Source organism: Xylanibacter oryzae DSM 17970, from assembly GCF_000585355.1.
GTDB lineage: Bacteria > Bacteroidota > Bacteroidia > Bacteroidales > Bacteroidaceae > Prevotella > Prevotella oryzae.
The window spans coordinates 579721-599981 of sequence record NZ_KK073873.1 but is presented as its reverse complement, the minus strand read 5'-3'; the positions used below and the strand labels follow the sequence as shown (position 1 = coordinate 599981).

The following is a 20261-nucleotide window of genomic DNA, read 5'->3' as shown; positions in this document are numbered from 1 at the left end:
TAATAATTATACTATTGTCAATCCAATAAATCCGCTATCATATTGATTCAATGGCTTACCAAACCCTGATTGAAAGCCTTCACATTCTAAAGTACAACAATGAGGAGCCTTCAAATACCATTCAACCATAGGATGATGAATAAATAAATCAACAAAAACGACTCCTTTATTAATTATCTCTGGAAGTTTTATAACTCTTTTTATAATAAAGGGACCTATATTTTGATGCTGTATATCACCCATATTATGCCCCATTCCAAATGTTGCATAAGGGAATCCATCTTTATTCTTTATAATCACCATAATATCATATGACATATTTTCGAATGTTTCACCTTCTATTAGGACATCTAAACTATTTTGACAACTATTAATAATAGAATAAGAACTTTCGGTCTTATTGATTTCAATTTTTTTTATCTTGATTGAATTTTTCAACCATTTGATATTATTTATAATACTAGCATTAAAAACAGAGCTTTCTATGTTAATGTACCTATTTATGGTATCAGGTATATTACCAATAAAGTCAACACTACCATTATTGAGTAATATGCCTCTACTACACAGACTTCTTACTGCTGCCATATTATGACTAACGAACAAAACTGTTCTGCCCTCTCCTTTCGAAACATCTTGCATTTTCCCGATAGCCTTTTTCTGAAATTCAGCATCACCAACTGCAAGGACTTCATCAACAACAAGGATTTCAGGCTCTAAATGAGCTGCGATAGCAAATCCCAAACGGACTATCATACCTGAAGAATAACGCTTTACAGGTGTATCTATGTATTTTTCGACTCCGGCGAAATCAACAATTTCATCTAATTTACGACCTATTTCTTGTTTAGTCATTCCCATTATAGAACCGTTCATGTAGATATTTTCTCTACCTGTCATTTCTGGATGGAAGCCTGTTCCTACTTCAAGCAGCGATGCTATACGACCTTTTACTTTGATTGAACCAGTAGTTGGGGCTGTAACCCTTGAAAGAATCTTCAAAAGAGTTGACTTCCCTGCTCCGTTCTTACCAATAATACCAACAACATCTCCTTGTTCCACATCAAATGTAATATCTTTTAATGCCCAAACAAAACTACCGTCAGCTTTCTTAGATCGATCATTTACTTCACCGATTTTCAAGAAAGGATCCTCTTTACCTCGTATCTTTGCCCACCACCTGTTAATATCTTGACTAAGAGTACCTGTTCCAATAGAACCAAGTATATACTGCTTACTTATATTATTAAATTCAATTACTTTTCTACTCATAACGATGTTTACTTTAAATTACATCCATAAAGTTTTTCTGCACTCTGTTGAATACTATTATACCCAAAAATAATATCAATACTGTAAATACAAAGCTATACGCTAAATATCCCCAGTTGAAAACTCCTATTCCAGTAAATCCATACTTAAATGTTTCAAGAATTGAGGTTAATGGGTTTGCAACAATCACCCACATATAATGGGAATAATTATTTTTCATTACTGAAAGTGGATAAATTACAGGAGTTATATACATCCAAAGTTGAACACCGAAAGAAATTAAGAACCTTAAATCACGGTATTTTGTTGTCATTGATGATATAAGAAGTCCAAAGCCCAAACCTAAACAACCCAACATAACTAACAGCAAAGGTAATAACAATATGGTAATATTGATATGCATAATATCAATTTTGAACATATAGAAAATGTATACAGCTAAAAACAATGCAAACTGTATAGCCATCTTTATAAGATTAGAAATAACAATTGACAAAGGAACTACCAAACGTGGGAAATATACTTTCCCAAATATCTGTTGATTGGCATTAAATGTATCGGAACATTTTGATAAACAATCTGCAAAATAATTCCAGCATACTAAACCAGCAAGGTAGAAGACTGCCTGCGGAACTCCATCTGTTGAAATACCTGCAATTCCACCAAAAACGAACATAAACATTATGGTAGTTAACACAGGCTGAAGAACAAACCATAAAGGCCCCAATATTGTCTGCTTATAAAATGTTACGATATCCCTTTTAACGTACATTGCAAGCAAATCCTTATATTTCCAGACTTCTTTCAAGTCTAGACTAAATAGCTTGCTTTTATTATCTATTATCAGGTCCCATTGTTTTTCCATACAATTATCTCTTATATTCTATGCTACAAATATAAATATAAAAATTCATATATCACAGGTTTTCGAATAAAAAAATTGAATCAAAAGTTTTCTTTCAAAAAGGTACACAGTATGGATTAACATTCTGATTACAAACAAATTATGCGTGAAGGAATGGTAAAAAGCTACGCATTTCCTTCACGCTTTTGCTTAATTTGTATTACAAATCAGTCCAAGACATCCACTCTATAGGCCATTCCACAGTGTTTTCGCATTGACTGAAAACCATTTTGAGTTAGATAGCGGCCTAATTTCATCTGTATTCCGCCATCAGATTTTATATCATTGTATTTTCGTCTCAACTCATCTGCAATATCAGATAGGTAAACAAATCTGCCTTCTCCTATTTTAGGCATAGCAAACATGGAATTAAACATTAATGATATGCTTGACGGTTGATTAAACTTGGCATTGTTCCTCTGAATTGACTTATTTTCTTCTTCGTTAAACCAATAGCGGACACCTTCCTTAATCTCATACATGGCCTGAGCATATAGTTGAACATGATCAACAGGAGTAGTAAAATCTATCGGTCCGTTGACATTCACACATATAAAACGCCTGCTTCCGGTTTCATCTGTCAATGGCATTGAATTATTAGTTGTACCAATAAAACTGGCATAACGTGGATGATTCACAATACTCTGACTATAAAGTTTGCGGACTTTCACATCATTTTTCTGTACAAGATACTTAAGCAATGGTTGCTGACTCTTTTTTAGACTGTCAAATTCATCAAGATTAATAAGAGCAAATCTTGACAAAGCAAGTTGTACAGCATTATCATTGTCGAAACTTAATTTATCATTATAATAATCAAGCAGTTCCGAAGGAAGAATAATTCCACAGAAGGATGATTTTCCACTACCTTGATAGCCAATTAATAGAGGAACAATGGCATTACCGTGTTGGCTGTTTTTCCCTCTCCATTGAGCTACCATACTCAAAAACCACACATGAAAGTGTTCCATCCAATCTGGAGTATCTGTTGGCACGCGACCAGCCAATTGATCTATGCGGTCTATACCATCCCATCTGGGCAAGTTGTCAAGATAACTCTTAATAGGATCGTACTCAGGTAGTAAAGTAGAATCAAGAAGTCGGTTAAGATCTTTATCCCACGTCTTCAAACCAGATTTCAGAGCAGCTACTGTCATTGTGTTCTTCACCTTTGTTGTAAGTGGTTGAAACTCGAAATTATAACCATCCCAGCGTCGATACTGTATCTCACCTGTAATTATATTCTGACGCAGTTCGTATCTACTTTTTAGCATTGCCTCTGTCTTATAAGTTAGCAGAGCAGACTCTGGTATATGTTTGAGAGGTACTGCCTTATTAATTTTATTATGGTATTCGTTTTCAAAAACTATGCGTACATAATCCAGATCCTTACCCAACCGACAAGTCAGTCCCGTATGACAGATACACATCTCTAAAGGCAATTCTGACTCATGACAATAATGAGCCAATAGATTCAACGTTTTCTCTACATAAGTTTCTTCAGGCTCCAGCCTTGCTTTATCATACGCTTCTCTAAGACACCATTGAAACACATAACGTCTTGTTTCATTGAGATCATATCCGGGCATCAGTTTCTCAGTATCGACCTCATCTTTTCTTATCGGAACATACTTCTTTATCGGAGGCACATCATCATCTGGGTCTATATAAAAAGGAACCGCAAAAGGATTATAATGAATTTCAGTATCAACGCTTATCAGTGTAAATCTATTCAATATCGGTTCAAAATTATCTACAGAGATATTTAGTTGGGATGAATATACACTATGCGCCTTGCGATAAGCACGAGCATGAAAATCCCGTGCATCATCTTCAGTAGAAGGCATAGGAGAATCGACAAGTTGAGAACGACAAACTATCTTTACAGAACGGCCATCTGCTCCCATAAATGATAACAAAGTCTGAGGCATGCGTGAAGCCAATGCACTGATTTGCCGTGCGTCATCATAATTCATAAGATTATTAATTTCAAGAAGTTGAAGTCCATTATATCCCACAAACGTCTGTGTCTCATCAGAAATTTCATACAGACTGGCGAAACATACTCGGGGTATCTTCGAAGTAAATACATCCAAAGACTGGAATTTGTCATCACAGACAGCTTTAATAGGCAAATAAGGATAATTAGCACGTAGCTCGCCAACTTGCTGTGCAAACTTCGCATCTTTTACCATATCTACAAACTTGTCGATATCAATAAATCTGGACTTACGGGAATGTTCCCGCACATTTAATAATGTGATTTTTATCATAGGCTATATATTTTAAATGAATAATTATTTTCATTGCAAAGGTAATGCAATAAAAATGCATAAAAAAGTTATTCTTTAGAAAGAATAATCCAAAATGATATAGATGTGTGAAGGATGTGCGCATCTTTTCCAGCATCCTTCACACATAAAGTGTTGAATGCTAGATAATTGTACCAAACTGCGTACCTTTTTACCTGAAAACCTTTATTTTATCTAAAAAATCCGGTAATATAACTCAATTTTTCTATCGCTATGCTCTAGTATCACCAAAGCTATACCCCTATATAGTGAAAGCTATGCTTTTTCAGCACTAAAGCTATGAGTTTGCTGCGTAGGTAATCGGCAAAATTGAGAAACAAAAGGTAAAGAATTAGAATGTAGAAAACTTTATATTCTTTTTTTAATGACAGCAGGCACTCCTGCTACAAGTGAATTAGGAAGAACATCCTTAGTTACCACAGCCCCTGCTGCAATTACACTATGCCTACCAATTGTCACCCCTGGTAATATTACTGCATTGGCACCAATCCAAACATCATCGGATATTGTAATTGCAGAAATGGTGAATCCTTGTTTATCAATTAAGACATCTGGATCTGAATAATTATGATTGAGAGCTGTTACTGTTATATTTTGAGCCAGATTTACATTATTACCAATAGTAACAGGACCAATAATAATATTACCGATACCTATGCGTGTGTGATCACCTATAATTACGTCACCTACAGAATTATTAATACAACAGTATGACTCAATTATGCTATAATCTCCAAGACTTAATTTACGATAAGGTGGAGTATCCATCCTTACACTTTTATATATAATAGAATGTTTTCCACGGTGTTGGTACATAGCCGCGAAAATACGTATATACAATCGAGGACGCGCTTGAACTTTGTTCATGATCAAACTATCCAATAGCTTTTTTAACCTTGGACTTGATTTCAACCATTTTCTTATTGATTCTTTGTTCATTGTATATAATGATTATTTACATCATGACACGTTGCAAAGATAGTAAAAACATGCAATAATACGATTATTTTCATATGATAAAATGAAAACTGGAAATTTTCTATAAGAAAAAGTGCATATAAATATCTTCGTACAAGAAATATTCGTATATTTGCGATATAACAATATCATCACTATTGTAATGTTATTACTATGATAATAAATTAAATATGAAAATTTTCTATATATATACGGCATTAACTACAAAAGGTGGAGCCGACAGAATTATATCTAATAAAGCTAATTATCTTAGTGAACACGGATATGATATATCAATTGTTACAGATAGTCAAAATGGAAGAGAGCCATCCTTTCCTCTTTATGAAAAAGTTAAATTAATAGATTTAAATATCGATTTTGGAAAAGAATATGGTCATAACTTTGCCTATCGCACCTTTATGTATTTCATTCTTATGAGAAAATACAAGAAGGCTATAAAGGAACTTATTTTTTCTGAGAAACCAGATATAATTATTACGACCTTAGGGCGTGATCTTGATTTTATTACTTCGATAAAAGATGGAAGCATAAAAATTGGTGAAGCTCATACGAATAAGAAATATTTACGAAACTTTCATCTTTTAGAACAAAGAGGATTTCCGTTTAATTTTATCGCTAGATATTGGAAACATAAAATGGAGAAAAATGTAAGCAAACTAAATGCGATTGTATTATTAACAAAAGAAGATGAAAATTATTGGAAAGGACTTACAAAGACATTTGTTATTAACAATTTTGTGCCATTTTATCCTAAATCAGCTAGCACATGTATAAACAAACAAGCAATAATAGTAGGAAGGTATAATAATGCAAAAGGATATAAATATCTTATTGAAGCGTGGAATCTTGTAAAGGAACGACACCCTGATTGGGTGATAAATATATATGGTTCTGGTGAATATTATGATATTGTAAAAAAAGAGATACATGACAGAAATCTTGAAAATGTTATGATCATGAACGAGCCTACAGATGAGATAATAACTAAATATTTGAATAGTTCTATATATGTAATGAGCTCCAGATATGAAGGATTTGGAATGGTGTTACTAGAAGCTATGGCATGTGGCGTACCATGCGTTGCCTTTGACTGTCCACATGGTCCACGGAATATTATCAAAAATGGAGAAGACGGTATTTTAGTAAAATATTTAGATTCTAAGGCATTAGCTGACGGTATTTGCCTATTGATAGAAAATGAAAATCTGAGAAATGAAATGGGATCTAAAGCTAGAATTAATATACAGAGATTTTCAAAAGAATCCATCATGAATCAGTGGATACAATTGTTTAATTTATTATCAGAAGATGCATATGAATGTAATTAAATACTTGCATAACTATCTTATCAAAAATAAATATAATATTGGATTCGTTCAAAATGATATCAAAAGCATTCTGAATGGTGACCCTCTAAATATAAAGTGGCTAAAACATAGCTTCCGTGATAGGTGGTTTGCCGACCCATTCATTTTAGAAGTTAATAATAAAGAAATAACAATTTTAGCAGAAGAGTGGTATTACCCAATCAATAAAGGACGCATTTCAAAACTGGTTATTGATAAAAAAGACTATAAACTAAAATATATAAAAATAGTTTTAGAACTTGATACGCACTTAAGTTTTCCTGCAATAGAAAGAATTAATGATAATATATATATCCATCCAGAAAACAGTTTAAGTGGATACCATAAAATTTATAAATACAATAAACAAAAAGATATATTTGAAGAACATTCAACCCTATGTAATTTGCCATTAACAGATTCTATATGCACACAATTGTTTGGTTCTAAATTGATGTTTTCGACCAAACTGCCAGATGCAAACGGAAATGTTTTGGGTATCTACGAATGGGACGATGATAAAAGAGAATATAAATTTAAAGAAGAAATAATTTTAAATGACAATATTGCACGAATGGCCGGGAATTTTTTTACATTTAACGGATGCATATATAGACCTGCTCAAGTATGCATTAAATCTTATGGAGATGCGGTTTCTATACAACAAATTTCATATAATAATCAATGGACAATTAAAGAAATAATACGGCTGTATTCACCAAACAAAAAATTAGATTTGGGTTTCCACACTTTCAATATATATGATGGAAATATAGTTGTGGATGCTTTGGGATATCGCCATCCTTTTGTATGCCATTTAATACTATTAATATATAGATTATTAAAATTAAGAGAAACGAAAAAAGACTCATAAGTAGATATCAAATGGATATAATAGAACATTTACAATATAGGAAGTACACTAATTTGTATTGTACTTCCTATATCATAAATATAATCTTTTATTTACCCTCCATCACCTTACCGGAAACATGAGTTAAATACCAATCAGTACTTTTTTTAGCATCCTTTGCCCATGTAGCAAAATTATTATATGCATCTGTAACTGTTGTACGCTCTGTTGGGTATGACCAGTCTGTTGGTACGCATAATGCATAAGGAACATCACCTTTATTAAATCCAGATGTGAACGTGGGTATATGTACGGTTCTATCGTTACTTAAATCCACAATATAGAAGTCACCATTCTTTGATAGACTGAATCCACTTGGAACTTCTACATCCTTTGAAACGGCTGCTACATCTTTAGTTCCATTACCAGTATTAACAATATCAGAACTTCCTACTCCAAAAGCAGAATGAACCTCATCAAAAACAACCACATCTGTTGTTCCATTATTGAATCGTACTGCAAGTTTCTTTATAGCTCCTGCAGCTGACAATTTTACAGTATAATGAGTATCATCTTTCTTGCTAACTTTAAGCACAACGTCATTAAAATCATAATCTCCAGCTTCAGTTGTCATATCTTCAAATCCATATGTGCATACAGCCGCTTTATCTATATCATCACCACCTTTGTCTGTTGGCGTATATCCTATTGAACAGTCGCCTGATGAAATTGTTATACCAGCTTCTCCTGTACCAACCTCCTTTGCGCCATTTGTATATTTATCAGTTTTCTGCTGCCAAAATTGATATTTGTTTGCTTCTGCAGCCCAAGGATTGGAAGTTATATCTACATATATATTACCTGTAAAATTACAATTAGGTCCATAACCACTATTGCTTATATTGCCCAATACACATACAGCATAATCACCAGTTGTAGGACCTGCTACTGTAAAACTTTCGAAAGTAGTATTTTCTGCTTTAAGTATTGATGTATTACCCATTGTTATATTAGAATTATGCAGAATAATGTTTTTACATTGTATTGAACCACCATTTGATATAACTACAGCATTGGGAATAAAATCATTATCAACAACCAACTTGCATGAAGTTTTATAATTAGCATTATCATTACTATTAACAGTATTAACAAAATGGCAATTAGAACTACGGTTTATTAAAGTTGCATTTGTTGTTAAACATAAAGTATTGCCATATAATGAAGCTCCGTCTGCATTGTAGATATATCCACTTGCAGGAGAATTTATATTACCATTAAAGGTAGCTGTACCATAATTTATGAAATTCGTTGAAGTATTAAATGTAGCATCACCTAAAATCGTTAGATTGCCACTATTATATACATTGCCACTAGAAGTCCAATTAAATGAAGGTAATGACACTGTACCTGCATTATACAGATTTCCTCCATCTGTTTCTGTTAATGCAGATGAACCAGTTCCTGAAATTTCTCCACCTGTCATTACGATGAATGCATCACCCGACTTAGTTATCGAATTAAGCGTTTTCCCATTAATATTAATCTTACCCCCATTTGCAACAATAACGACTACTCCATCAGGCAAATTTCCTTCACTTCCGCTTACATTCCAAACTCCTCCATTTTTAACTATTACTCTTTTGCCTTTAAAATCGCCAGAATTAAGGTTATAAAAATTATTGATACTGCTTGAAATATAAAATGTTTGATAATTTTTATTTTTTATATCCTGAGATGCTACATCCATTCCATTTGTAATCTGTATGGCATCACTTGCTTTACAGAAATTATCTAATTGAATTTCGGTATATGGAATATCACGTTTTGCAACAGCAGAAGGATCATCAAAGTCTCCAATAGCCCTTGTTACCGTTCTTGACTTTGATTGAGAAATAGATGAATTAGAAAATACAATATTTGATGTTCCACCGTTGTTAATAGAAACAGGAAGAACTTCTCGTCTTGATTTTGAATCTACACGTGAAACATAAAGAGTACTGTCACCTGTTCCATACTCAAATGTCTGTTTTACAGATTTACCATTATCTACAGTACTCTTTGAAAGCAGTTGGGCTGATGTATTACCTATTGGATCTGAAGAATAAATCTTTATAGTATATGATTCTCCATAATTTTCATCTACACTAGTATTAACGGTTGTTGTTCCCATCATATTCCATGTTTGATCTGGATCAATATTCTGCACAGGAAAAGCCGCCTTTGCTATCTCCTGTAAATTGTCGTTATAAACATTTTGATCTTTAGAACATCCTGCAATCATTACAGAGCAAGTAATAAGTGTTGCGGTTGATAATTTTAAGTTAATTCCCATTTCAATTTTGTCTTTATATTAATATCGCATTAATTATGACGCAAAATTACACAAATTCTTTGTATTACATACAAAAAAGTATAAAATATATAATTTATTATTATTATTTTATTAAAAGGCGGGCATATTTGCGTAATAATGGCTGAATAAAATATTTTAAAATCATTATTTATTACAAATTTCAATTTATTTTGGAATATGGAATAAAAAAATACATATTTACAATATACAAATAATAAAAAAATAGTATATTTGCATATATGAGAATATTATTTCTAATATATCATGGATTCTCTGAGCATAGTGGAATAAGCAAGAAAATCAAATACCAAATCAAAGGACTGCGTGATTTGGGGCATAAAGTATTTGTATGTTACTATGATTATGACAATAGCGGAAACAAAGTAAGGTATATTAATGATGACATCATAAATAATTATGGCAAGAACTTTTTATCGGGCATAATACAAAGGATTGATTTTAGTAAAATTGTAAAGTTTACTATTGAAAATAGGATAGAATTTGTATATGCAAGATCATTCATAAATGCTAATCCTTTTACTATAAATCTATTCAGAAAATTCAAGGAACATGGTATTAAATCAGTAATTGAAATACCCACATATCCTTATGATCATGAATATGATGGATCAACAAGAAAGGAAAAGTTTGAATTAGTTGTTGACAAACTTTTTCGCAAGCAACTGGCAAAACAAACTGATAGAATTATTACTTTTACAGACAATAAAGAGATATTTGGACAGAAGACATGTTGCATCTCAAACGGTATTGACTTTGATAGCATACCACTAAAACTCAAGAAAGATAAAGGCTCAAATCAAATAAGCTTTATCGGTGTTGCAGAAATACAATACTGGCACGGATTCGATAGATTTATACATGGTATAGGAGAATATTACAAAAATGGAGGAACACATAATATAAAATTCCATATTGTGGGCGGTATAACTGACCATGAAATGCATGGTTCACATTTTGCGAGAGGGTTTAAAGATATTGCAAATGAATATAATATAAACGATAAAATTATCTATCATGGTCTGTTATTTGGAAAAGAACTTGATAATGTTTTTAATGAATGTGACTTTGCAGTAGGTAGCCTTGCTCGTCACAGATGTAATATATCTGAAATAAAGACTCTTAAAAATAGAGAATACGCTGCACGTGGAATTCCTTTTATTTATTCAGAAACAGATTCTGATTTTGACAAAAGGTCGTATATCATAAAAGCACCAGCAGATGAAAGCGCTATAGATATAAAAAAAACGATTGAATTCTACGAAGGTTTAAATATTGCTCCAAAAGATATTCGAAATTCTATTAAAAATTTATCATGGAAAAATCAGATGGGAAAAATCGTAAATGAAATTTTAAATGAATAAAAAATATAGAATTGTATATTGCACACCATCTCTTTATATTCCAGGCGGAATAGAGAGGGTTTTGACCACAAAAGCCAACTATTTTGCGGATGTTTTAGACTATGATATATATATTATAATTACTGATGGAAAAGGGAAAGAGCCATATTATCCATTATCAAAAAAAGTCCAGATTATTCAACTCGATATAAATTTTGAAAAATTGTGGGAACTTTCTTTTTTAAGGAAAATTCCTATTTACATAAAAAAACAAAGTCAATACAAAAAAGCTCTTACCAAAACGTTATTTAAAATTAAGCCTGATATAACAATAACGTTATTAAGAAGGGAAATAAACTTCATAACTAACATAAAAGATGGCAGCATAAAAATCGGGGAAATACATGTAAATAAATTTAACTACCGAAACTTTGAAAATAGTGAAAGTAACTTTTTAAAAAAAATATTTTCAAAGATCTGGATGAAAAACCTTTCAAGACATTTAGAACGCCTAGATAAATTAGTCACGTTAACAGAAGAAGACAAAAAGGATTGGAACGAATTAACTAACGTGATTTGCATACCAAATCCATTAACATGCATCCCATCGAAGCTCAGTACTCTAGAAAATAAAAAAGCTATAGCCGTTGGGAGGTATGTAACTTCTAAGGGTTTTGACTTACTTCTAGAAGCATGGAAAATTGTTACCTTGAAACATCCAGATTGGACCCTAGACATATATGGGACTGGTAATCGTGAGGAATACATTGAGATCTCTAAACATTTAGGAATAAGTGAGAAATGCAATATTAATGGTGCAGTAGTAAATATTAATGACAAATACAAAGAAAGCTCTATATATATATTAAGTTCCAGATTTGAAGGATTTGGAATGGTTTTAATAGAAGCAATGGCACTTGGCGTTCCCTGCGTTTCATTTGCCTGTCCAAGTGGACCTATGGAAATTATTAGTGATGGAATAAACGGATTATTGGCCGAAAATGGGAATGTCAAACAATTAGCAGATAAGATATGCATACTAATTGAAAATCCTGAAATGAGACATCAATTAGGCGACAATGCGCATAATAACATTTACAAATACGAGATCGGAAATATTGCAAAAAAATGGGTTAAGTTATTCAATAGCATCAAATAAAAATGGGGAAGAAAATTGTATATGTAGTTGGAGGTTTGCTGTCACCAAACGGGATGAGTCAAGTTCTTAGTCAGAAAATTAATTATCTGGCTGAGTATACAGACTATGAACTATATATGATATTAACAGAAAAAGCTGAAATGCCATGGTATTATAAGATTTCTTCAAAAGTAAAATACGTAAACTTTAATATCAATTTCGATGAATTGGATACAATGCCGTTATTAAAAAAAATATGGAATTACCGTAAAAAGCAGAAAAAATATAAAGGGATGTTCACAGATTACCTAATGAGCATCCGTCCAGACATTACAGTTTCTACATGCAGGAGAGAAATAAATTTCATAAATGATATTAAAGACGGAAGTAAAAAAGTTGGTGAAATACATTTTAATAAAAGCATTTATCGTAAAGCTAAATTTAGTTTTTTACCTCCTTTTATAAATAAGTTAATTTCACATTTTTGGATTAAATCTTTTATTATACAAGTAAATAAATTAGATAAGTTCATTGTATTAAGTGACGAAGACAGTAAGCAATGGAAAGGCCTTAATAATATAAATGTAATTAACAATCCAATAAAACAAATACCTAAAGAATATTCATCATGCAAAAATAAACGCGCAATTGCCGTAGGTAGATATACGTGGCAAAAGGGATTTGATTTACTTATAGATGCATGGAAAATAGTAGAGAAGAAACATTCCGATTGGTTTTTAGATATATATGGAGGAGGCCAAAATGATTATTTTGTAGACTATGCCAAAATCAATGGAGTTGAAAATATAAAGTTTAATAACGCAACTGAAGATATATATTCAAAGTATAAAGAAAGCTCATTATTCATTATGAGTTCTAGATATGAAGGTTTTGGACTTGTATTAGCAGAAGCTATGTCATGCGGGCTGCCTGTTATTTCATTTGACTGTCCATGTGGACCTAAGGATATTATCGAAGATGGAGTTAACGGACTGTTAACAAAAGAGGGAAACATAAAAATATTAGCCGAAAAAATATGTTATCTTATCGAGAACGAAGATAAACGTATAGAAATGGGATCAAAGGCAAAAGTTTCTGCACTAAGATTCAAAGAGGGAAGTATAATGCCAATATGGATAAAGCTTTTTAATGATTTAACACTATGAAAATAATATATATAATAAACTCAATCGCTATTTTAGCTGGAACCGAACGAATTATTGTGGATAAAATGAATTATTTATCCAAACATGGTTATAATATTTATATAATTACATTTGAACAAGGTAATCACGCATTTTCATTTGAACTAGAAAAAAATATAAAACATTATGATTTAAATACTCGTTTTTTCACTTTATATAAATATAGAATATTCAAAAGGATATACCTTCATCAAAAAATGAATATAAAATTTAATAGAGAACTAGAGCATATTGTAAATGATATAAAACCGAACTTATTTATTTGTAATACATATTCAATACACAACTTCAAACAAATATTGAATGCTGTAAAACCACATTGCAAAGTAATATTAGAGAGCCATGTCAGCCTGCCATTTTTATTAGAAGACAATATACACGGTAATAATATAATAAATAAAATAATACGTACATATATTAATCACAAGAATATGAAATTTATAAAATATTTTGATAGAATTGTGGTTTTAACGAAACAAGATAGTCTGTATTGGAGTAAATATTCACAAAACGTATCTATTATAACTAATTCAATAACTAATTATCCTAAAGAATTTAATTCTTTAGTGGATAGTCATAAAATAATATGTGTAGGAAGGCTTGAACCTCAGAAAGGATTCGATCTGTTAATCAAAGCATGGACTATGATAAATCAAAATCATAAAGACTGGTATATTGAAATTTACGGTGAAGGATATTTAAAAGAATTCCTTGATAATGAAATTATAAAATGCAATGTAAGCAATAGCATTTTTATAAAAGAACCGACACGATACATTTATAAAGAATACATGAATAGCGAGTTTCTTGTATTAAGCTCTCGAGCAGAAGGTTTTGGACTTGTATTAGCAGAAGCTATGTCATGTGGACGCCCATGTGTTTCCTTCAACTGTCCTTGCGGTCCTGACGAAATAATAACGGATGGAGTTGATGGATTACTGGCAAAAAATGGTGACGTTGATGATCTTGCTGAAAAAATGGAATGGATGATTACTCATGATAAGGAGCGCAAGGAAATGGGAATTAGAGCCAGAGAATCTGCTAAAAGATACGACAAAGAAAAAATAATGACTCAATGGATAGATTTATTTAATGAACTTGCAAATAATACCAATATATGAAAATATGTTTCTTTTGTGATTCTATCTTTAGTTTCGGCGGAGTCCAGCGTGTATTAGCTGTAATAGCAAAAGAACTGGCAAAGAGTAACGATGTGACAATACTTACCCTAGATGATCCTCTATTGGCTAGTAATGACATATACGAGCTTAAAAACAATAATGTTAATATCGTTTTTTTCAGCTTCGTAGAAATTAATAAACTTTCGAACTATATACATAAGTCATATAGCTGGGCATACAAGAAAGCCCAACTAAATGGACGTTGTGCTTCTAACATATATGCTAAAAGTTCTTTCCCTAGAAAGCAAAGAAAAGAACTTATTAGCAAATTAAATGAAATAGATGCTGATGTCGTAATAGGTGTGCATGCTTTTCTATCTATAAAATTGGCTACTATAAGAAAGCAGCTAAATGCAAAAAAAGTTATAGGGTGGATGCATAATTCTTATTATGCTTTTTTTGAAAAAGAACCGGCATATTTAGATGGTATAAAATGGCACTTCAAATATCAAATGGAAAGGCTTGACGAAATAGTAGTTCTTACAAAAACGGATGCAAACCTTTTTAAAGATAGATTAGGCTTGAAAACAAATGTTATATATAACCCCCTGACCATTGTACCTGGAAAAAGATGCGACACAGATGCTAAAAAATTTCTTGCTGTTGGACGTTTATCGCCAATGCACAAAGGCTTTGATATTCTAATTAATGCCTTTGCGGAATTTGCGAAAAGCAATAGTGAATGGACATTAGACATTGTTGGAGATGGTCCTGAAAAAGATAATTTGCTAGATTTAATAACAGCAAAAGAGTTACAGGACAGAATAAAAATACGCCCTTTTACAAAGGATATTCAATCATACTATTCAGCAGCAAGCGTGTTTATATTAAGTTCACGTTGGGAAGGATTTCCGCTTGTAATAATGGAAGCATTAGCACATGGATTGCCTATAATAGCATCTGACATACCTGTATGTAGAGAATTTCTCAGTGAAAAGGATTTCTGCTATCTATATGAAAATGAGAATGTTTTTTCTCTTTGTAATAAAATGACCAAAGTTTCTTCTTTAATGAATTTAAAAGAAACAAGTATCAACGCATTTGAATTTTCTAGAACACACGCCTCAATAATATCTATAATGAATCAATGGAAAATCACATTAAACAATGAAAATACTACACTTGTATAATTGACTCATTAAAAAAATGCATAAAAATGATTTTAATATTATTTTTTTTATGATATTTGCATCATGGAACAAATAAAGACATTCAAACAAATGACTGCCCATCTTAAGATGTGTACGTCACGCAAAAAAGTTGCGGTCGTCTGTGGCTATGACGCCCATTCTTTTTCTGCCATAGAACGAGGTATAAATGAAGGCTTTGCTGAATTCATTCTTGTAGGTGAAACTACAAAGTATAAAAATTCTTTTGACTTGGACAATGCAAGTCCATATATCACAACCGTTAATGTCAAAAACAGTGAGGAGGCGGCGCGAAAAGCTGTCTCTTTGATTAGGGAAGGTAATGCGGATATACTGATGAAGGGTATCATCAACACAGATGTATTGTTGCATGCCATTCTAAACAAGGATGAGGGCCTGTTGCCACGTGGTAATGTCGTCACCCATCTAGCTGTAATGCAGATACCAAGTTATGAAAAATTGCTTTTTATCTCGGATGCAGCTGTGATTCCGAATCCTACACTTGAGCAACGAGTGTCAATGATTGATTATTCTATTAATGTTTGTCATGAATTCGGCATTGCTAAGCCCCATATCGCAATGATTCATTGTACGGAGAAAGTCAGTCCGAAGTTCCCCGTTTCTGTAGATTATGCAAAAATAGTGGAACGTTACAAGGCCGGTGGTTTTCAAAACTCAGTGGTAGACGGTCCGTTAGATGTGAGTGTTGCGTGTAATAAGTCTAGTATGGAGATTAAAGGAATCAAGTCACCTATTGACGGAGATGCCGATGTACTTATTTTCCCAGATATAGAATCAGGTAACGCCTTCTACAAGTCAGTTACATTATTTGCACACGCAGAGATTGCAGGCTTGCTAATGGGGACGCTATGTCCTGTTGTTTTAACTTCGAGAAGTGATAGTGCTGAGACGAAATTCTACAGTCTTTGCATGGCATGTGTTTTGTAGAATAAACAAATTGAAGAATTGATTAAATGAAGATATTAGCAATAAATCCTGGTTCAACATCCACTAAAATTGGAGTATTCCACGATGAAGAACTTGTGATGCACAATACTATAAGACACACGCCTGAGACATTGTCTCATTTCTCTGATGCGATGGAGCAGTTTGCTTACCGTCGTCAATTAGTTATTGATACCCTTTCAGAGGAGCATATCCCTTTCGATTTTGACGTTATCGTCGGGCGCGGAGGATTATTGAAACCTATAGAAGCAGGTGTTTATGAAATAAACGAAAAGTTACTCTCTGAAACCAGAAATGCGGTGTATCGTCATGCTTGCAATCTTGGTTCGTTGATAGCTGCCGATTTAGCCTCTAGTCTACCGCATTGCCACGCGTTAATTGCGGATCCTGGAGTTGTAGATGAGTTAGAAGACATTGCCCGTATTAACGGTTGTCCACTTATGCCAAGATTTACGATATGGCATGCGCTGAATCAGCGTGCTATTGCGCGACGCTTTGCAAAAGAACACAATCAGCATTATGAGGATTTGAACCTCATTGTTTGTCACCTTGGAGGAGGCATTTCAATGGCCGCACACAAAAAGGGACGCGCTATAGATGTCAACAATGCATTAACCGGCGAAGGTCCTTTTACGCCAGAGCGATCAGGTGCACTGCCGGCATTGCCATTGGTAGATCTGTGTTTCAGTGGGGAATACACACGTGAGCAGATAATCAAATACGTAACATCGGGAAGTGGTATGATGGCACATCTTGGAACCAATGATGTGCCTACTGTTTTAAAACGTATAGAAAAAGGTGATAAGAAGGCAAAACTTGTACTCGATGCCATGATATACCAGATAGCTAAAGATGTAGGTAGTTTGTCTACTGTGTTATACGGAAAGGTGGATGCCATTCTGTTTACTGGTGGTGTAGCTAATAGCACTTATATTACTGACCAACTGAAGGAAAGAGTATCTTTCATCGCACCTGTATACATTTATCCGGGTGAAGATGAACTCACGGCATTGGCAATGAATGCGCTCAGTGCTATGAGAGGTGAGCAGGAAATAAAAGTTTATAGATAATGGGTGATTTTAACTTATTTTTCGTACTTTTGTACCCAAAACATTGCAATGAGAATAGATATAATTACGGTATTGCCTGAAATGCTGGAAGGATTCGTCAACGAGTCTATACTGGCACGCGCTCAAAAGAAAGGACTGGCAGAGATACATCTGCATAATCTACGTGACTATACACTAGATAAGTGGAAACGTGTAGATGACTATCCATATGGAGGATTTGCAGGCATGGTGATGCAATGCGAACCTATCGACAGAGCTATCTCTACACTTAAAGCTGAGAGGGATTATGATGAGGTTATATTCACTTCGCCTGATGGAGAGCAGTTTGACCAGCATATTGCCAATGACCTTTCTCTAAAGGGTAATATAATCATATTATGCGGACACTATAAGGGAATTGACCATCGAATAAGGGAGCATCTGATAACTAGAGAAATAAGTATTGGTGACTATGTCCTTACTGGTGGTGAACTGGCTGCGGCTGTGATGGCTGATGCTATTGTCAGACTTGTACCCGGAGTGATAAGTGACGACCAGAGTGCATTGTCAGACTGCTATCAGGATGACATGCTTTCAGCTCCTATATATACAAGACCTTCAGATTATAAGGGTTGGAAGGTTCCTGACATTCTGCTTAGCGGCAATGATGCTAAAATAAAGGACTGGGAGATTGAACAGAGTTACGAACGGACAAAAAGATTGAGGCCTGACTTACTCGAAAGAAGAAAAGAATAATATCTGATTGTATGGAAAAGATAAAAAGAATACCGCGTCTTAAATTCAGTGAAGCACTTTAAGTGGGACTGGAAAATATAAAGGACTTTGATGGAAGGGCCAGAAGATCTGAATTCTGGTGGTTTATGCTATCCGGAATAATCGCTATTACTGTGGTATTTGCATTACTGGGCATCGTAATGGAAATGGCTGCATTAGGGTGTATTGTGGCAGAACTTATTATGTTGGGATGTCTTAGCGTTACCGTAAGAAGGCTACATGATACAGGCAAAAATGGAATATGGGCTTTCTTGAGTTTTACACTTCAGATAATCGCTCTGATAATAATGCTTTTTAAAACTAATGGTGGGTCTATAAGCAATACTGACACTATAAAAGAGTTAATGGCAAGCAATTTGTTCATAGTAGTATGCGAGCTTAACTTGATAATAGATATCGTAATTATGATATTCTGTCTAATCGACAGTAAAAAGGAGGAAAATGATTACGGCGAATCAAACAAATACTTAAAAGAGGACTAATCTTTATAATATTCCATACAGAATTTCTCACCTAATAAGAAGCCTTCTTCATAGATGGCTTCTAATTTTTTAGTATCTTTCTCTATACGCCCAACTTCAACAGGACGTGCAGGACGTATACATATTATCTGTCCACTATCTTCCAGTTGGTCTATCATATCTAACTGACGGTCATAGGCTTCGCATCTGTGACTCAGAGCAACGCGCAAACGCGGATAATTTTTATAGAATACGTATTTTATCTTATGGTCCTTCTCGGTGGAGCGGTAACCTTTGTTACGAGTTAAAACAACTACATTTTTACTATGGCCCTGCTCCATTGCTCGCATTACAGGTATGCTGTCTACAATTCCACCATCAAGCATTGGTATACCGTCTACCATAACGATTTTACTCACATAAGGAAGACTACTGCTTGCTCGTACCGCATCAAGCAAACGCTGACGATCATCTTTTACATTGAGATAACAAGACCTGCCAGTAAGGCAGTTTGTTGTTACCATCTCGAAAATGTCAGGATTATTAAAATAGGTATCAAAATCAAAAGGCAAAAGTGTGTTGGGGAAATCTTCGTAAAGTAACTTTTGATCGAAGATACATCCTTGTGTTACAAGATGACGAAGCCCAATATAATTGTAACGTGCAAGATAGTCTATATTAGAAATACGGGCACGACGAGGCTGATGGCTCATATATGATAAACCATTGCAGGCTCCAGCAGATACCGCAACAACATAATGGAAGTATAAATCATGCTTCATAAATGCGTCAAGGACCCCGCTGGTAAAAACACCACGCATACCCCCTCCTTCAAGCACAAGGCCTGTATTTCTATCTATTTGCATAAAATCTGTTTAATTTTCCGTGCAAAGATAATAAATTTAGATTTAAAATGTGTAACTTTGCAATTATAAA

The 20261-nt window shown here is 33.5% G+C and carries 17 protein-coding genes; 11 read left to right on the top strand and 6 right to left on the bottom strand.

Going from position 1 to position 20261, the window contains the following annotated elements; genetic code table 11:
* Positions 1 to 6: 6 nt before the first annotated feature.
* The 4 genes from XYLOR_RS02325 to XYLOR_RS02310 all read right to left on the bottom strand — a co-directional run bounded on the left by XYLOR_RS02325 (position 7) and on the right by XYLOR_RS02310 (position 5427).
* Positions 7 to 1272 (bottom strand): ABC transporter ATP-binding protein, encoded by a 1266-nt coding sequence (locus tag XYLOR_RS02325; RefSeq protein ID WP_036876616.1) that lies wholly within the window; start codon positions 1270 to 1272, stop codon positions 7 to 9.
* A gap of 13 nt (positions 1273 to 1285) precedes the next feature.
* Complete coding sequence (locus XYLOR_RS02320) at positions 1286 to 2137, bottom strand: ABC transporter permease (protein WP_036876614.1); 852 nt, start codon at positions 2135 to 2137, stop codon at positions 1286 to 1288.
* Positions 2138 to 2343: 206 nt separating this feature from the next.
* Positions 2344 to 4449 (bottom strand): VapE domain-containing protein, encoded by a 2106-nt coding sequence (locus XYLOR_RS02315; protein ID WP_036876612.1) that lies wholly within the window; start codon positions 4447 to 4449, stop codon positions 2344 to 2346.
* Positions 4450 to 4836: 387 nt separating this feature from the next.
* Positions 4837 to 5427, bottom strand: a complete 591-nt coding sequence (locus XYLOR_RS02310) for an acyltransferase (RefSeq protein WP_036876610.1) — start codon at positions 5425 to 5427, stop codon at positions 4837 to 4839.
* A 209-nt stretch (positions 5428 to 5636) separates the two neighbouring features.
* On the opposite strand from XYLOR_RS02310, the gene XYLOR_RS02305 reads away from it, so the two are divergent.
* A complete protein-coding gene (locus XYLOR_RS02305; RefSeq protein WP_036876608.1) occupies positions 5637 to 6794 on the top strand; it encodes a glycosyltransferase family 4 protein in 1158 nt (385 codons plus the stop codon).
* Positions 6781 to 7686, top strand: a complete 906-nt coding sequence (locus XYLOR_RS02300; RefSeq protein WP_036876605.1) for a glucosamine inositolphosphorylceramide transferase family protein — start codon at positions 6781 to 6783, stop codon at positions 7684 to 7686. Before XYLOR_RS02305 ends, XYLOR_RS02300 begins: the two co-directional genes overlap by 14 nt.
* A gap of 88 nt (positions 7687 to 7774) precedes the next feature.
* Here XYLOR_RS02300 and XYLOR_RS02295 read toward each other — a convergent pair whose 3' ends face one another.
* Complete coding sequence (locus XYLOR_RS02295; protein ID WP_084608507.1) at positions 7775 to 10000, bottom strand: LruC domain-containing protein; 2226 nt, start codon at positions 9998 to 10000, stop codon at positions 7775 to 7777.
* A gap of 260 nt (positions 10001 to 10260) precedes the next feature.
* Between XYLOR_RS02295 and XYLOR_RS02290 the strand changes: the two genes are divergently transcribed.
* From XYLOR_RS02290 to XYLOR_RS02250, 9 genes are all read left to right on the top strand, one after another.
* Positions 10261 to 11403 carry a glycosyltransferase family protein gene (locus XYLOR_RS02290; protein WP_036876600.1) on the top strand — a complete coding sequence of 381 codons (1143 nt, stop codon included), beginning with the start codon at positions 10261 to 10263 and terminating at the stop codon, positions 11401 to 11403.
* Positions 11396 to 12541 carry a glycosyltransferase family 4 protein gene (locus XYLOR_RS02285; protein WP_036876597.1) on the top strand — a complete coding sequence of 382 codons (1146 nt, stop codon included), beginning with the start codon at positions 11396 to 11398 and terminating at the stop codon, positions 12539 to 12541. Before XYLOR_RS02290 ends, XYLOR_RS02285 begins: the two co-directional genes overlap by 8 nt.
* A 2-nt stretch (positions 12542 to 12543) precedes the next feature.
* Positions 12544 to 13686 (top strand): glycosyltransferase family 4 protein, encoded by a 1143-nt coding sequence (locus XYLOR_RS02280; RefSeq protein WP_036876595.1) that lies wholly within the window; start codon positions 12544 to 12546, stop codon positions 13684 to 13686.
* Positions 13683 to 14846, top strand: coding sequence for a glycosyltransferase family 4 protein (locus XYLOR_RS02275; RefSeq protein WP_036876594.1), 1164 nt, complete (start codon positions 13683 to 13685; stop codon positions 14844 to 14846). The genes XYLOR_RS02280 and XYLOR_RS02275 overlap by 4 nt, the downstream gene beginning before the upstream one ends.
* Entirely contained in the window at positions 14843 to 16036 is a 1194-nt protein-coding gene (locus XYLOR_RS02270; RefSeq protein WP_036876592.1) for a glycosyltransferase, read from the top strand. The genes XYLOR_RS02275 and XYLOR_RS02270 overlap by 4 nt, the downstream gene beginning before the upstream one ends.
* Positions 16037 to 16099: 63 nt before the next feature.
* Positions 16100 to 17002, top strand: a complete 903-nt coding sequence (locus XYLOR_RS02265; protein ID WP_036876591.1) for a phosphate acyltransferase — start codon at positions 16100 to 16102, stop codon at positions 17000 to 17002.
* A 26-nt stretch (positions 17003 to 17028) separates the two neighbouring features.
* On the top strand, positions 17029 to 18090 hold the full coding sequence (buk, locus tag XYLOR_RS02260) for a butyrate kinase (protein WP_036876589.1): 1062 nt from the start codon (positions 17029 to 17031) through the stop codon (positions 18088 to 18090).
* A gap of 48 nt (positions 18091 to 18138) precedes the next feature.
* Positions 18139 to 18825 carry a tRNA (guanosine(37)-N1)-methyltransferase TrmD gene (gene trmD / locus XYLOR_RS02255; RefSeq protein WP_036876587.1) on the top strand — a complete coding sequence of 229 codons (687 nt, stop codon included), beginning with the start codon at positions 18139 to 18141 and terminating at the stop codon, positions 18823 to 18825.
* Positions 18826 to 18887: 62 nt separating this feature from the next.
* Positions 18888 to 19346: a DUF805 domain-containing protein gene (locus XYLOR_RS02250; RefSeq protein ID WP_084608506.1), complete on the top strand. Its 459-nt coding sequence runs from the start codon at positions 18888 to 18890 to the stop codon at positions 19344 to 19346.
* Here the strand turns inward: XYLOR_RS02250 and XYLOR_RS02245 are convergent.
* Positions 19343 to 20191, bottom strand: coding sequence for a patatin-like phospholipase family protein (locus tag XYLOR_RS02245; RefSeq protein WP_036876585.1), 849 nt, complete (start codon positions 20189 to 20191; stop codon positions 19343 to 19345). The genes XYLOR_RS02250 and XYLOR_RS02245 overlap by 4 nt on opposite strands.
* Positions 20192 to 20261: the final 70 nt, after the last annotated feature.